Here is a 14,188-nt window from a genome sequence, read left to right on the forward strand (position 1 = left end):
ATGGCGGGGAAGGGCGGCTTCTTCGAGAGCCTTCTTTCAGGGATCCTCGGCGACAGCCAGCGTCCCGATGCGGATCGGCCGGAGCTTGGCGTGCCCATGCTGGCCGACTGGCTCCCTTATCGCAGCTTCGACGCAAAGACGGGCGTGTTCTACAACAGCGCGTCGCGGGGCTTTGTGATCGAGGCAGCTCCCTTGATCGGTGCAGACGAACGGACAGGGGAGATCCTCACCCAGTTCCTTTCCGAAGCGATCCCCGCGCCGGGATGCCTGCAATTCCACCAGTGGATGAGTCCGCGCGTGTCCGAGCGTCTCTCGCGCTGGTATCTTCCGCGCTACTCGGCTCGCGGCGTCTACGAGCGCATGGCGAAGCACCGCATCGACTTCCTGACCGACGGGGTGTGGCGCTCGCTCTCCGCGGATGCGCCATTCTCGCTGCGGAACCACCGTGTGGCGATCTCCTACTCGACCCCGGAATCCTCGAGCGTGTCTGTCGAGGAAATCGTGGCGGTGATGGACGGTCTGATCTCGGCCCTCGCATCGATCAATGTGCCGGCCCGCAAGATGGATCCGACCGACCTCATCGGGTGGATCGACGACATAACCTCGCCGACCACTGCGGCGGGGGAGGACGTCGTCAACTACAATCCGCTCGATCCGATTGCGGACCAGGCGGTGCGCCGGGATGTGGAGCTTCACATCGAGCCCGATCGCATGCTGCTCAGAACCGAGCGATTTCGGCCAACCGGGGCGACGGTGGACGAGGCGCCCGAGATCGGTGAGATTCTGCCGGACGTCTTCGACGTTCGCTCATTCTCGGTCCGGAACCTGCCGAGCCGCTGGGCGCCGTGGGATGTCGCCCGGCTCATTGGCGACATGTTCACCGACAAGCTCAGGATGCCATGTCCGGTCGCGACAAATCTGTGCGTCGAGTTCCCCGATCCGCTGGCATCGTCGAACAAGGCGAGCTTCAAGTTCATGCGCACCACGAGCCTTGCGGACTCCAAGTCGGCGCGCTTCCTGCCGCAGCTGCGCGAGCAAAGCCAGGAATGGCGTTACGTCAACGACGAGCTGCGCCAGGGGCGCAAGCTGGTGCGTGTCTTCTTCAGCGTGACCTCCTTCTCGCCGAAGGGCAGGGGGGACGCCAACGAACGCGTGCTCAAATCGGTTTATCGCGCAGCGGGCTGGGACCTGCTCGACGATCGGTACCTGCAGGTGATGGGCCTTTTGTGCGCCATGCCCATGACAATGGCGAACGGGCTTGCACGCGACCTCGAGCGCATGAAGCGGATGCGCACATTGCTCACGACAACGGCGGCGAACCTGGCCCCGATCCAGGGCGAGTATCTCGGCGGCCAGGTGCCGCATCTCATGCTCATCGGTCGGCGTGGACAACCCTTCTTCTGGAGTCCGTTCGAGAATGCGGCGGGCAACCACAATGTCGCCGTCTTCGGCAAATCGGGGTCGGGCAAATCCGTGACGCTGCAGGAGCTCTGTGCCTCCCTTTGCGGTGCCGGCGCGCGCGTCGTCGTGATCGACGACGGTCGCTCCTTCGAGCACTCCGCCAAGCTCCAGGGCGGCGCGTTCGTCGAATTTACGATGTCGTCCGGCTTCTGCCTCAACCCCTTCAGCATGATCGATGAGGAGCTGGCCCGCAGCGACGAGGATTACCTGCTCGACTGCATGGCGATGCTCAAAGCCATCGTGAACCAGATGTCGCGCCACATCGACCGGCTGAACGATACCGAGCGTGGCCTCATCGACGGGGCCGTTAACAGCGTCTGGAGCGAAAAGGGACGCCAGGGCTCGATCGACGACGTGATCGCTGCGCTCGAAGCCACCGGAAATGGCCTTGCCATGGATCTTGGCATCGCCATGCGCCCCTTTTCGTCGGCAGGGACGTACGGGCGATTTTTCCAGGGCGAGGTATCGTTCGAACTGTCGGCGCAGCTCACGGTGTTCGAGCTCTCCGACCTTTCATCCCGCGAGGAACTGCGCAGCGTCGTGCTGACCGCGATCATGTTCATGTCGCAGCAGATGATGCGCAAAGTCGATCGTTCGGTCCCGAAGGCGCTGCTTCTGGATGAAGCGTGGCAGATGCTGCGCGGCGGTGCGATGGCCGATTTCATCGAGACCTATGCTCGCACCTGCCGGAAATATGGCGCGGCGCTGGTGACGGCGACGCAGTCCCTGAACGATTACTATAAGTCGGCCGGGTCCGTCGCGGCGCTGGAGAACTCCGACTGGTTCGTCATTCTCCAGCAGAAGCCCGAGACAATCGCGGACTTCAAGAAGCACGACCGCTTTGAGATGGACGACTATACCGACGCGCTGCTGCGGTCCTTGAAGATCAACGGCCGCGAATATTCCGACATCCTTATCAAGGGCCCCGAGACCCTGGCCGTCGGCAGGCTGGTGCTCGATCCGTTCTCGGCCACCGTCTATTCGTCGAGCCCGGCTATCTACGCGGCGATCGAGGCGCTGGTCGCGCGAGGGCTAAGCATGGATGAGGCGATCGAACGGGTCGCCTTCCCCGGCAATCCGGAAAAGTGGGCGTCGCACGAGCAAGTCGACGTTGCCGAGGCGGCGGAGTAGGCCATGGATGCCGCAGCGCACAGGAGGAATGGCGCGGACATCGCGGTCGGGCGACAGCCCGCCCTGCGGAGCTTGCTCCATTTCTATCTGCACTTGATCGGCTTCACGGCATCGACGCTCTTGCTGACCTGGGGGCTGTTCGCGCTCTTCTTCGTGGCGCTCGGGGGTTTCTCGCTCGATGGGCTCATGCACCAGCTCAACAATTTGACGGCCCGCTACGTCGCCGCGTCTCCTGACCGCATCGCGTCATTCAAGAACATCTTCATCGCCGCACATCTCCTGATTGCCGCCGGACTGATCGTTCTGCGCCGCGAGAAGATCGTGCCTGCGGCCCTGCCCGAAGGAAAAGCTGATCATGGCTGAACAGACCGAGCTCGACCTGCCGTCCCCTGCGCCCCAACCGGCGGCCGCAGCGAAGCGCGCAATTTTCGCGGGCTTCTCGTCCGTTCAGATCGTCGCGGGCCTTCTGGTCATTGGTGTCCTGATATGGGGGATGTGGGTCACAAAGGCGCTGATCACGCCCAAGCAGGAGCGGATCGTTTCCGCGCGGCTGTCCTCGATCGTCGGCGAGTATGTCCAGGCACAAGCGCGCTCCACCTCTCCGCCGGCGCAAGTCGAGGCGGAGATGCGCAAGTTCATGGCATCGCTGGACAAGGAGCTCGAGCGGCGAAGCTCGGGCGGTGAGATCGTGCTCGTCGGGGAAGCCGTTCTCACGAAGAATGTCCCCGACATCACCGACAAGCTGAAGGAGGCGGTCTATGCATCCGGCGTTGCTCGGCCGAAGCAAGCATCGGCTCTGGAGCTTCAGCAGCTCGAGCAGCAGGCCATGCTCGCGGCACAGCCGCAGCAGCCCATGACGGCGCAGCCCGCGGCGCCGGTCGGATACCCGGATCCCATGGCACCGGCGCCTATGATGCCCGGGGCGCCGGCCGCGTCAGCGCCCCAGTACGAGCCGCCGGCTGCCACCGTTTCAACCTTTGGAGGTCCCGATGGCAGCGGCGGTCAATGACGCGGCGAAGCGGGGCTGGCGACCGAACCCGAAGCTTTGGCTTCTGCTTGGCGCCTTCGTCGGCGGAAGCGTTGCCCTGACAGGGCTGGCAGATTGGAGCGACGACCACCTTTTCCTCGTCAATACGACGGACTCCCTGCCGAACTGGGCCTTCCTCATCGAGCGGGGCCGCCTGCCTGCCAAGGGAGAGTTCATATTTTTCGATCCGCCGGCGAGCGCGCTGTTGCGCCGCCATTTTGGCGCCAGGCCAAGGATGTTTGGAAAGAAGGTCTATGCTGTCGCGGGAGACGTGATCGCGCATGACGGCATGACGGTAACGATCAACGGCGTTCCGACTGTTCGCATGAAGCCCTTCACCAAGGCGGGCGAACGCCTTGTGCCCGGTGCGACGGGGGTCGTGCCCCCAGGCTGCTATTTCGCGGCGACGCCGCACAAGGACGGCTTCGACAGTCGCTATGCCGAGATCGGCTTTGTTTGCGGCCGGCAAGTCATCGGAACCGGGGAGCCGATCCTGTGAAAGCTGTTCTGACAAGCGGTGCCGGCATCGCTTCATTCGCGGCGGCCATGCTCCTCATCGGCCCTATCCCTGGCGAAGCCAGGGATTATGGCCATGTCGGCCAGGTCTTTCCCATCATCGAGCCGGATCTGCTGGCGACGATCGAGGCGCGGCTGCGGCGGGCGGAGGGCAGCGGCGAGCTTGCCCGCATGAACGAGCAGTTTGCCAGAAGGGTCGAACAGAGAGTTCGCCGGCCCAAGCCTGTCGACGGGATCACTCCGGCGCGCATGGCGCGAAGCTGGGATTATGATCCGACCATCGCGATCGAGCGCGACATTCGGGACCAGAAGGGTAATCTGATTGCGGGTGCCGGTCATCGCATCAATCCGCTCGATTTCGTCGAGATAAAGCAGGACCTCGTCTTCGTCGACGGCGACGATGCGACGCAACTCGCGTGGGCGACCTCGCGCTATACGGATCTCAAGGCCAAGATCATCTTCGTCAACGGTTCGCCGATCGATGCGATGACGGCGAAGAAGCGGCGCTTCTATTTCGACCAGGAAGGCAAGCTCACTGCAACGTTCGGGATCGAGCATACGCCTGCGGTGGTCAGCCAAAACGGCAGGACGATGCGCGTTTCCGAGATCGTGCTGAAGCCAGGGAAGTCCGGCTGATGGCGCTGTGGCTCGACATGCTCCGAACGCCGATGGCGGCGCCCGAGACGGCGAGGCTAAGGACCATGCGCCTGTCCTGGCTCGCTCTCTGCGTCACCCTGGCCGGCGCAGTGACTCTTCTCGACCAGCTGCGCGGTCGCATCGGCCGAGCCGCGCCCTGTTTGATCGCCGTGCTGCTCGCCACAGCGCTCGTGGTCACGGTCCTTTACCTTCGGGCGAAGCGGCGCGCCGACGCGGCGTATCTCGATCAACTGGCGGAGAGAGAATGATGCGCGGACTTCGACCGATTTTCGGCACGTTTCTCGTCGTCCTGTTCGCCATCATGCTGGCGCCACGCGCCGAGGCTGCCGGTCCCACCTGCAATGGGAAGTTCGTCAACCCGATTACCGACGTCTGCTGGTCATGCCTGTTTCCGCTGTCGGTGGGCGGATTGAAGATCTGGCCGAGCGGCCGACCCGACACGAAGAACCCGGCGTCTCCCATATGCGCCTGTGCAGATCCTCTACCGCGCATCGGCATTTCCGTGGGCTTCTGGGAGCCTGCCCGCCTGGCGGACGTCACCATGAAGCCCTGGTGTTTTCCCAATCTTGGCGGAGTGCGCATCGCTCCGGGCTTCGATATCGGTCAGGGCTATCTGGCCGGCCCTTCGATGGTCGGCGGCAGGTCGCAGAGCACGGCCAAATGGCATGTGCATTGGTATGTCTATCCGCTGCTCTACTGGATGGAGATCCTTACGGATTTCGTCTGCTTCGAGCAGGCGAGCTTCGACATCGCCTATATGACCGAGGTCGATCCGCTCTGGCAGGATGACTCGCTTGCGGCGCTCATCAACCCCGAAGCGATCATTTTCGCAAATCCGCTCGCCAAGGCAGCCTGTGCGGGCGACTGCGTCGCCGGCACGGTGAACCTGCCGCTCGACCAGCTATTCTGGTGCGCAGGTTGTCAGGGGTCCATGTATCCCCTGAACGGGAACATCCCGGCGTCGATCGGCCATGTCCAGTCCTCGCGGCTCGCATTGTCGCGCTTTGCCTACAAGATGCACCGGCAGGCGCTCGCCTGGGGCACGATGGGCTCGGAAGGGCTGTGCAAGAAGTACCTCATGCCAGTCATGCGCAAACAGCAGTACCGGTTTCAGATGACCAATCCGATTCCGACGGTGAGCGGGCGCTTCGCCTGCTCGGCGATCGGAGCTTCGACAATGCCGCCGGATGCCGGTCGTGCCTATCCCGCGGGGGGCGAGGACATGGGCTATCTGGTCTGGCGCAAGCGCAACTGCTGCGTGCTGTGAAGGAGGGAGCGATGCGACTTCTCATCTTGGGCGCCGTTGGCCTCGTCGCAGCCGCCAGCATGACCGCTCTCCTGGCCCAGACCGTCGATGGCATCGATGTTCAGGCCATCAAGAAGCGATCGGCGGACCTTCAGGCGGATGCCGAGGCGTTCGTCGATCAGATCAAGGACCGCGGTGACGCGTTTCGGGAAGAGGCGGTTACCGTTCGTGACAGCGGCATGGAAAACATGCGGCGCGTCGCGGCGACGGATCTGCCGAAAGGACCTGCAGGGGCTGTCGACTTCGATGAAATCGTGCAGGGTGCTGCGACGAACGCCAAAGTCGGCGGCGGGGAGGCGCCGCAGCTCATCGCGTTCGCCAGCCTCTCGATGCCCCCCAAGGCGCTTCGCCAGCTTATCGAGGACACGGCGAGGGCAGGGGGCGTCGTCGTTTTCCGCGGCTTTCCGAACAATTCGATGAAGGAGTTCTCGCAGGCTCTGGGCAAGATCGTCGACCGGGAGGACGATTTCGCCAACATCGGCATCGACCCGAGACTGTTCCGCGCCTTCGACGTACAGGCGGTGCCGACCTACGTCGCGGTCTCATCGGATTTCGACCTTTGCGCCGGCTTTTCATGCCGAACCAAGGTCCCGCCTCACGACCGGATGATCGGCAATGTGACCGTCGAATATGCGCTGTCGTCGTTCGCCGAGGGCAACGGTCCGGGCGCGCGCGTGGCGGCGGTGGGTCTCTCCAATCTAAGGAGAGCGTTGCCGTGAGCGTCCGCTTCTCGCTGATGCTGCTTATCGCGGGTCTTGCCGCCGCCTCCCCCGCTTCTGCCCAGATGTCGGTCGAGGAGGCCCGCCAGGAAGGGCGCTCGCTCGCCAATGAGAAACGGCAGGATACGACGCTGGTGCCGACCGACAATGCCCGCGCGGAAGCGGTGCCGGGCTATGGCGGCACGGCGCTGCCGCAAGGCGCCTATTTCGACGATCCTGAAAGAATGGAAGCGGAAGCCGCGGCGACAAAGGCGTCGAACGAGCAGTATCGCATCACCACGGACGCGGACCGGACACGGCCGACGTTCAGCAATTCCGAGATCCTCGAGACAACCGCTCGCGCCACGACCGTCGAGAATGATCCATCGGCCTACCTCGCCGGGGAGAGCATGGGGGGCAGCTCCGGCTCGTGCGTCCCGCTCCCGCCGGGCTCAGGATCTGAGGGCTATTACGAGGCGACCTGCAACAGCGGCACCAAGGTCGAGGACAGGCCCGAGACCTGCACCATCCGCATGGTGCCCGAGGTGCAAACCGTCGATAGCTACAAATACTATGTGGTGCCCGACAGCGCATATGGAACCCCGTTCGCGCGCTATGCCGCCATTGCCCCTCATATTTCCTCAGGAGTCTGCAAGCCGACAGGCGTTCGGAAACAGGCCTGCGCTGCCCATCGCGACTATGGCTGGCCCTGGCCTGACAACAAATATTGCGATGATTATTATGCGACGGAATATGAATGCACGGCGGATTTGCCGGTCGCGCTCAGCGTCAGCCCGCTCACCGGGGCGTCGTGGCATGCAAAGGGCAGCACGAGCACTGTCGTAACAAGAAGGGTCGACAGCTGCGGCAGTCTTGCCGGCGATGAGATGTGTTCGTTGCAGCCTGGCGGGGATGTTTGCACGGAAGGACCTGAAACGCGGATCATCGACGGCGTTCCGGTGACGCAAGCCTGCTGGGCGTGGAAACGCGACTATGTGTGTCATCGCTTCACGCCGGCAAACGATTGCGGCGATCTAGAAGCGAACGGAAGCTGCTCCTTTCTGCGCACCGAATGCCTCGACGAGGAGCGGGATGGCGCCTGCAAGGTTGAGGAGCGGGTCTACCGCTGCCCGACACCCGGCAGCGCGGTGACCGATGCACCGCAATATATCTGCGGAGACGACGTCTATTGCATCAATGGCGACTGCGAGCCGATCGTGCGCGAGGCGTCGACCGAGTTCAAGGATGCGCTGGTCGCTCTTCACTCCATCGACCAGGCCGGCAAGGAGTTCGACGAGAACAACTTCACGGTTTTCCAGGGCACGCGAGAGACCTGCCACAAGCCGGTATTCGGGCTGATCAACTGCTGTGCCGGCAAGGTGTCCGGCTTGTTGAGCGTGGGCGCGGGCGCAGCCGCGCTTGCCGGCGGCCCAGGCGCGATCGCGGCCCTCGCCACGCCGTTCCTCGCGCTCTTCGCATGCTCTCAGGACGAGATGAAGCTCGACATCAAGGATCGTATGGGCTTCTGCCACAAGGTCGGCACTTACTGTTCGTCGAGCTTTCTCGGAATCTGCAAGACCCGGCGAACGGCCTATTGCTGCTTTGAAAGCAAGCTCAGCCGCATCCTGCAGGAGCAGGGACGAATTCAGCTCAGCAAGCCCTGGGGCGCTCCCAAGAAGGAGCAGTGCCTTGGCTTTACGATCGAGGAATTCGCCAGGCTCGACCTTTCCCTCATGGATTTCACCGAGGTCTATGCCGAGTTCGTCGATGCCGCGCGGCTTCCGGACGAAGTCGAGACGATGACCCAGATCCAGCTGAAAATTCAGGGGTACTATGACCTGCACGGCAAATAGCATGGTCAAGGACGCGATGCGCAGCGTTTCGGTGGAATCGACCGGCGCGGCGCCTACGGACGTCTCCGCCGCGGCCGACCTTTCCCGTTCCCTCCCGCGCATGAGGCTCGTGGGTGAGAGCATCTATCAGAAAGGAAGTTTGTCCATGCATCCAATCATGGCGGCGCCGCTTCTGGCGCTTTCGCTCGCTGGCCTGGCTGTTCCCGCGGCGGCCCAGCCGCGCGATGGAGCGTCGGATGGCGTCGAGCGGGCCGATGCCGGCGATGACTTTTACTGTGCAGAACGCAGGCTCGGTCAATGGTTCTATTGCAGCAAGCCGCGAGCGACGGAGCCGGAGAAGCAAGCCGTCCCGGTCCCGTCGAGCGCGGTCGAGCGCATGTCCGCCATCACCCGCCAGCTCGACGAGCTCAAGGCACGGGCGATCCTCGATCCGACCGAGGAAAATGTCATCGCTTACGTCCGATTTCAGCGCGAGCAGCTCGACCGTGCTTCGACCTTCTCAGACACCTGGCAGCGCGCGCTGTGGCAGAACCCCGATCTCGACTACACGCTGCAGCGGCCTGTTTCGACGGTGGGCAAGCGAGCCTGGCTCGATAACCGGCGCGCCGATCGCGATGCGGTTATGGCGAACCTTAGCCAACGCTACGGGCTCTTCTACTTTTATGCGCAGAGCTGCGGCGCATGCGACCTGTTTTCACCGATCCTGCGATCGGTGGCCGACAGTCACGGCATGGCGGTGATGGCGGTTTCGATGGACGGCGGGCCGAGCCGCGATTTTCCAAATTATGTCGTCGATGCGGGCCAGCGCGCGCGCATGGGCGTCCCGGGTAACGAGACGCCGGCGCTCGTACTGTTCGACACCGTCACCAAACGCACGATTCCGGTGGGATATGGGATTCTCAGCGCCGACGAGATCATGGATCGCATTTTCGCGCTGACGAACACCAAGGTGGGGAGCGACTTCTGATGGAACAGGTTCGCCGTCGCGGCTTGATCGGCCGTGTGCTTCGCTCGTCCGCTGCCTGGGCGGGAATATTGGCTATGGCCAATCTCGCGTGCACCGGGACCGCCCGGGCCGACGTCGCCTCCGAGATGAACAGCTTCTTTTCGGACGTGGGCGGCGCGGCGAACGTCACCGGCCCATCGGCGTTTCAGGGTCAATCGGCGGGCTATTACTCGCTGGGTAATGTCTGGACCCGCTTCCCGCAGAAAAGCGTCCAGCCGTTCAATCTTCAGCTTCCGAGCGCGCGTGCGGGATGTGGAGGTATCGACCTCTTCAGTGGGAGCTTCTCCTTCATCAATGCCAGCGAGATCATCGCGATGCTGAAGGCGACCGCCAACAATGCGCTCGGCTTTGCCTTCAAGCTCGCCATCGATTCTGTTTCGCCGGAGATCGGCAAGGTGATGGACGAGTTCAGCCAGAAGGCGCAGCTCCTCAATCAGATGAACATCTCGAGCTGCGAGACGGCGCAGGCGCTGGTCGGCGGAATCTGGCCGCAGATGGAGACCACGCGCGCGACGATCTGCGAAGCCGTCGGCAACAGCCAGGGCGTATTCTCGGACTGGGCGGCAGCCCGCCAGGGTTGCAACAACGGCAACAGGCGGGATTCGACCATCGCGGGAAACACAGACGCGTCGATGAAAGACCAGCTGGTCGGAGAACCGCATAACTACACATGGGAGGCCCTTAAGAAATCGGCGAAGTTCGGCGCATTCGACAAGACATTCTCCGAATATATCATGACGCTGGTGGGAACGGTCGTGACCACGCCGTCGACCGATCCGAGCGTGGGCGGGAAGGTCGTGATGTTCGGACCTGCCGAAGAAGCGGTCGTCACTGCGTTGCTCGATGGCACGGCCGACGCGCCGCCCGTCAAGATACTGAAGTGCAACGACGAGAATTGCTACGATGTGGGGGAGCAGACGCTCTCCGTCCCCGCTTCGTCCGCGCTGCGGCCGCGGATCGCCACGATGATCAGGTCGATGAGCGACAAGATCCGCTCCGATACTCCGCTGGACGCCGCCGAGAAGCAGCTCCTCAACCTCGCCACGGTTCCGATCTATAAGATCCTGGGAGTTCAGGCCTATGCGCATTATGCGTTGACGGAAGGCGAGATCGAGACGCTGTCCGAGATCGTCGCCGTCGACCTGCTTTCGGCGATGCTCGACAATATGCTCGACCGGGTCGAGCAGGCGAAGGTTCATTATCAGACCTTCGATCAAGAGACCGCGACGCAGTGGAAACAGCAAATCGCGTCTACCCGGGCGAAATTCAGCCAACGGGACGTCCGGCTGAACAACAAGCTCCAGGTGACGATGCAGATCATCAACCGAAGCATTATGCTGGAATCGACGCTCCAGAATTCCATGACGCCCGGTATGGCGGCCGCGCTGAACTTTTCGCGCGGCCTCAACGCACAGGGTCTGAACTAGGCGCGGGGGCAGACCGATGCTTGAGGTCTTCACGGTTGGTGGCGGCGAGTATCTCGTAAACATCTTCAACGCAGTCGCGGCGTGGTCGGGAGGCGGTGGCTATCGCTCGCTCATCCGCGTCGTCATGGTCATGGGCCTCATCTATTCGCTGCTCGTGGTGGCCTTCACGCTCAACTATAAGGCGTGGCTGAACTGGTTCCTGCAAGCGACGGCCATTTATCTTTGCCTGATGGTCCCGACGGTGGACATCAAGGTAACGGATCGCATCAACCCGGGCCTGACGCCATCGACGGTCGACAATGTACCGATGGGATTGGGGGTGCTTGCGAGCTTCACGACACAGGTGGGCGATTGGCTGACGCGGACGGCCGAGACCGTCTTCGTCATGCCGAGCGAGCTCAACTACTCGACGAACGGCATGGTGTATGGCGCGCGACTGTTCGATGCGACGCGCAACTTCATCATTCGCGATGCGGAGTTCTCGACCAACCTCGAAAACCATTTCAAGAACTGCCTGTTCGGCGATGTGATGCTTTATCAGAAGTCGCTGACCAATCTTGCGAAGGCGCCCGATCTCTGGGCTGCGGTCGGGCCGGGCTCGGAAGCCCGATCGCAGCAATGGCTTGAGCGACAAGGTGACGGAACGGTTAACAGCTTCATCATCACTTGCCGGCAGGCGTACCAGGCGCTCGACGCGCAATGGGGTCCAATGATCGAGGCCAACGCGCCTCTTTGGGGCAAGGAGGTCTATCCCAAGCTCAGCAACGCTCTGGCGGCGGACAAGCTCAAACACGACGTTCCCATCGTCAGTGCGGCCTTCACGGGCACGAGCAACAACTTTGCTGAGGTGATGCGCCAGAACACAGCAATCAATGCTTTCATGCAGGCCCGAAATTCGATGTCCGGCGGGACGGGCGCCGCAGAGATCGACACCTTCGCGCAGACCCGTGCCGACATTCAGGCGCGCAACACCTATAATTCGATCGCTCAGCAGGCGATGGCATGGGTTCCGATTTTGAACATCGTGCTGACGGTGGTCTTCTTCGCCATGTTCCCGGTCGTTTTCCCGCTCTTCCTGATGCCTCAGACGGGCGTCTCGACGCTGAAGGGCTATGTGACAGGGTTCTTCTATCTCGCCGCATGGGGGCCGCTTTACGTCATCCTTCACATGATCTGCATGACGCGGGCGACGTCGGCAGCGACAGGCGTCGCGGAAGGCGGCGTTACGCTCGCAAGCTATGCGGGGATCGGGGCGGTGAATGGCGAGACCGCCACGATCGCTGGCTTCATGCTTATGAGCGTGCCCTTTCTCGCGGCAGGCCTCGCGCGCGGCGCGATGTCGATTGCCGGGCATTCCATGTCCATGCTCGCGCCGGCGCAGAACGCTGCGGAAGCGGCGGCGCTGGAACAGACGACCGGCAACTATTCGTATGGCAACGTGAGCTGGGCGAATGCCACGTCGAACATGCGGCAGGCCGATCAATGGTCGACGGCGCCCACCTATATGGGCGGCGGCGCCAGCTTCGGGTGGCGTCAGGACAATGGCGCCATGGTGACGGGGTTCGGCAACGGCCAGGAGGTATATGATACATCCGCGGCCATCTCGCGCCTTGGGTTCACGCCGACGATGACATCGGGATCGGTCGCTGAATGGCGCGAAATGGCCAGCGAGGCGCATCGCCAGGCGCGTGCCTATGAGAATGCCGCCAACGAGATTCTGACCGCGACCCATGCGAACCGCAGCACGTTCGGAAGCTCAACCGAGCATACGCGGGGTTGGGAATCGAGCAGCGGCAATCAGGCGAATGCCTCTGTAGAGCAGTTCGATCGGCGCACGGGCAGCAGTACCCAGGGCCTGGAAGAGCGATCGACGATTTCGCAAAGCGAGCGCGTTTCGGGGCGGCACGATCGCCAAGCGCAGATATCCGATCAGATCGGTGGAGCACTTTCGGCCGGCCTTGGCGGCCGCCGCGGTGGCGGCAACGGAGGCTCGGGTGGGCGCGGGCTGCCGGGGCTCGGAATCAATGTGTCCAAGTCGGGTAGCCAGATGGACACCATGAATTGGACGACGGACGATTCTCGGAGCAGTGAGAGCGGCAACACCTCGTCAAGCGGGGTTCGTGACGAGCATGCGAACGGTAGCGGCGCTTCGACGTCGGAAGGCACCTATGCTCGGAGCGGTGTCTTCGCCCGTGGCTCAAGGACGGATTCGTCGTCGGTCAGCACCGAAGATTCCCTGGCTCTGGCGAAATCCTATTCGGAAACCGCGCGACGGCTCGATGAGCTGTCGCAGCAGCTCTCGCGCGACGCGAGCTATGCGGAGACGCATGGAATGCAATTGAGCGAGAACCTGAGTCAGGATCTCGCCCAATGGTATCGCCACCAGCAGGTCGCAAATCCGGGGCTCGACGCGCCGGAGCTCTGGGCGACCGACTTGACCGATCAGCAGCGAGCGGTTCGGCAGGAGATGATCACGCGCTGGATGGACGAAAAGCAGGCGTCGATCCGGTCCGAGATCGAGGGCAGGCTCCATGCGCCCGATCTCGTCGATGTGCACCATCCCTCCGTCGATAGCGCTGCCGACGTTCGGGCGGCCTACCAGCCTCGCGGGCTAGCCGGAGTGCCGGCCGGTCCCGGAGGCGGCCAGTCATCGACGGCAGCGGACATAATCGAAGAGGGCAGGGCGGATATCGACCTGACGCGTGAGGCTGCCCAATCCATGCGCGGTCAACGCATCCAAGGCGCGGTCGATGTTCAAAGCGAGGTAAACCGGGGCAGGGACCATGGCTTCTTCCATGATCCCAAGCTGCGAGAATGAGGAGCTTTAGACGAACAGGACGAAATAGCCGACGCAGCCAGCCATGAGCAGATAGGCCAATGCATAGCCGATGCGACCGCCGAGCGTAGGATTGCCATCGTGATCGACAGCCGTCCCTATTTCGCAATATTCCTCGTCAACATGCGTGCAGACCGGCGTGCCCGAAGCCTTGGTCCTATTATAGGTTTCGATGTCGAATTTCACGGTTCGCATGGTGAACTCCCAGGAAGTTCACTAGCATGTTCAATCTTTGTTCACAAGGGGCGGCACTGTCCGAACGGCCATACG

Annotated in this window: 13 protein-coding genes; 12 read left to right on the plus strand and 1 reads right to left on the minus strand. The window is 62.6% G+C overall.

The features are described 5' to 3' along the window. From traC to SCLO_RS21180, 12 genes are all read left to right on the plus strand, one after another. Positions 1–2,592 (plus strand): type IV secretion system protein TraC, encoded by a 2,592-nt coding sequence (gene traC / locus SCLO_RS21125; protein ID WP_020818502.1) that lies wholly within the window; start codon positions 1–3, stop codon positions 2,590–2,592. Between the two features lie 3 nt (positions 2,593–2,595). Continuing rightward, positions 2,596–2,955 (plus strand): hypothetical protein, encoded by a 360-nt coding sequence (locus SCLO_RS21130; RefSeq protein ID WP_020818501.1) that lies wholly within the window; start codon positions 2,596–2,598, stop codon positions 2,953–2,955. After that, on the plus strand, positions 2,948–3,601 hold the full coding sequence (locus tag SCLO_RS21135; RefSeq protein ID WP_020818500.1) for a type-F conjugative transfer system protein TrbI: 654 nt from the start codon (positions 2,948–2,950) through the stop codon (positions 3,599–3,601). The genes SCLO_RS21130 and SCLO_RS21135 overlap by 8 nt, the downstream gene beginning before the upstream one ends. Beyond that, a complete protein-coding gene (locus SCLO_RS21140; RefSeq protein WP_020818499.1) occupies positions 3,582–4,118 on the plus strand; it encodes a S26 family signal peptidase in 537 nt (178 codons plus the stop codon). Before SCLO_RS21135 ends, SCLO_RS21140 begins: the two co-directional genes overlap by 20 nt. Before the next feature lie 47 nt (positions 4,119–4,165). Then, positions 4,166–4,771, plus strand: a complete 606-nt coding sequence (gene traW / locus SCLO_RS21145; RefSeq protein ID WP_021223066.1) for a type-F conjugative transfer system protein TraW — start codon at positions 4,166–4,168, stop codon at positions 4,769–4,771. Continuing rightward, the gene (locus tag SCLO_RS21150; RefSeq protein WP_020818497.1) at positions 4,771–5,040 is read left to right on the plus strand and encodes a hypothetical protein; all 270 of its coding nucleotides are present in this window, start codon (positions 4,771–4,773) and stop codon (positions 5,038–5,040) included. Before traW ends, SCLO_RS21150 begins: the two co-directional genes overlap by 1 nt. After that, positions 5,037–6,059, plus strand: coding sequence for a conjugal transfer pilus assembly protein TraU (gene traU, locus SCLO_RS21155; RefSeq protein WP_020818496.1), 1,023 nt, complete (start codon positions 5,037–5,039; stop codon positions 6,057–6,059). The genes SCLO_RS21150 and traU overlap by 4 nt, the downstream gene beginning before the upstream one ends. A gap of 11 nt (positions 6,060–6,070) precedes the next feature. Further along, positions 6,071–6,817, plus strand: coding sequence for a type-F conjugative transfer system pilin assembly protein TrbC (trbC, locus tag SCLO_RS21160; RefSeq protein WP_020818495.1), 747 nt, complete (start codon positions 6,071–6,073; stop codon positions 6,815–6,817). Positions 6,818–6,834: 17 nt separating this feature from the next. Beyond that, entirely contained in the window at positions 6,835–8,649 is a 1,815-nt protein-coding gene (locus SCLO_RS21165) for a conjugal transfer protein TraN (protein ID WP_029986356.1), read from the plus strand. A gap of 145 nt (positions 8,650–8,794) precedes the next feature. Beyond that, positions 8,795–9,616, plus strand: coding sequence for a conjugal transfer protein TraF (locus SCLO_RS21170; RefSeq protein WP_025160430.1), 822 nt, complete (start codon positions 8,795–8,797; stop codon positions 9,614–9,616). Between the two features lie 74 nt (positions 9,617–9,690). Further along, on the plus strand, positions 9,691–11,082 hold the full coding sequence (locus tag SCLO_RS21175; protein ID WP_021223064.1) for a conjugal transfer protein TraH: 1,392 nt from the start codon (positions 9,691–9,693) through the stop codon (positions 11,080–11,082). A 16-nt stretch (positions 11,083–11,098) separates the two neighbouring features. Next, positions 11,099–13,900, plus strand: a complete 2,802-nt coding sequence (locus SCLO_RS21180; RefSeq protein ID WP_020818491.1) for a conjugal transfer protein TraG N-terminal domain-containing protein — start codon at positions 11,099–11,101, stop codon at positions 13,898–13,900. Between the two features lie 6 nt (positions 13,901–13,906). Here SCLO_RS21180 and SCLO_RS21185 read toward each other — a convergent pair whose 3' ends face one another. Then, complete coding sequence (locus tag SCLO_RS21185; RefSeq protein ID WP_020818490.1) at positions 13,907–14,113, minus strand: hypothetical protein; 207 nt, start codon at positions 14,111–14,113, stop codon at positions 13,907–13,909. Between the last annotated feature and the right edge of the window lie 75 nt (positions 14,114–14,188).

Origin of the sequence: Sphingobium cloacae (genome assembly GCF_002355855.1) — a bacterium.
GTDB classification, from domain to species: domain Bacteria; phylum Pseudomonadota; class Alphaproteobacteria; order Sphingomonadales; family Sphingomonadaceae; genus Sphingobium; species Sphingobium cloacae.

Coding starts and splice junctions, on each gene's coding strand:
- traW (WP_021223066.1), top strand. CDS start 4,166: ATGCTCCTCATCGGCCCTATCCCTGGCGAAGCCAGGGATTATGGCCAT.
- traC (WP_020818502.1), top strand. CDS start 1: ATGGCGGGGAAGGGCGGCTTCTTCGAGAGCCTTCTTTCAGGGATCCTC.
- SCLO_RS21140 (WP_020818499.1), top strand. CDS start 3,582: ATGGCAGCGGCGGTCAATGACGCGGCGAAGCGGGGCTGGCGACCGAAC.
- SCLO_RS21185 (WP_020818490.1), bottom strand. CDS start 14,113: ATGCGAACCGTGAAATTCGACATCGAAACCTATAATAGGACCAAGGCT.
- SCLO_RS21175 (WP_021223064.1), top strand. CDS start 9,691: ATGGCCAATCTCGCGTGCACCGGGACCGCCCGGGCCGACGTCGCCTCC.
- SCLO_RS21130 (WP_020818501.1), top strand. CDS start 2,596: ATGGATGCCGCAGCGCACAGGAGGAATGGCGCGGACATCGCGGTCGGG.
- SCLO_RS21135 (WP_020818500.1), top strand. CDS start 2,948: ATGGCTGAACAGACCGAGCTCGACCTGCCGTCCCCTGCGCCCCAACCG.
- SCLO_RS21165 (WP_029986356.1), top strand. CDS start 6,835: ATGCTGCTTATCGCGGGTCTTGCCGCCGCCTCCCCCGCTTCTGCCCAG.
- SCLO_RS21170 (WP_025160430.1), top strand. CDS start 8,795: ATGCATCCAATCATGGCGGCGCCGCTTCTGGCGCTTTCGCTCGCTGGC.
- SCLO_RS21180 (WP_020818491.1), top strand. CDS start 11,099: ATGCTTGAGGTCTTCACGGTTGGTGGCGGCGAGTATCTCGTAAACATC.
- SCLO_RS21150 (WP_020818497.1), top strand. CDS start 4,771: ATGGCGCTGTGGCTCGACATGCTCCGAACGCCGATGGCGGCGCCCGAG.
- traU (WP_020818496.1), top strand. CDS start 5,037: ATGATGCGCGGACTTCGACCGATTTTCGGCACGTTTCTCGTCGTCCTG.
- trbC (WP_020818495.1), top strand. CDS start 6,071: ATGCGACTTCTCATCTTGGGCGCCGTTGGCCTCGTCGCAGCCGCCAGC.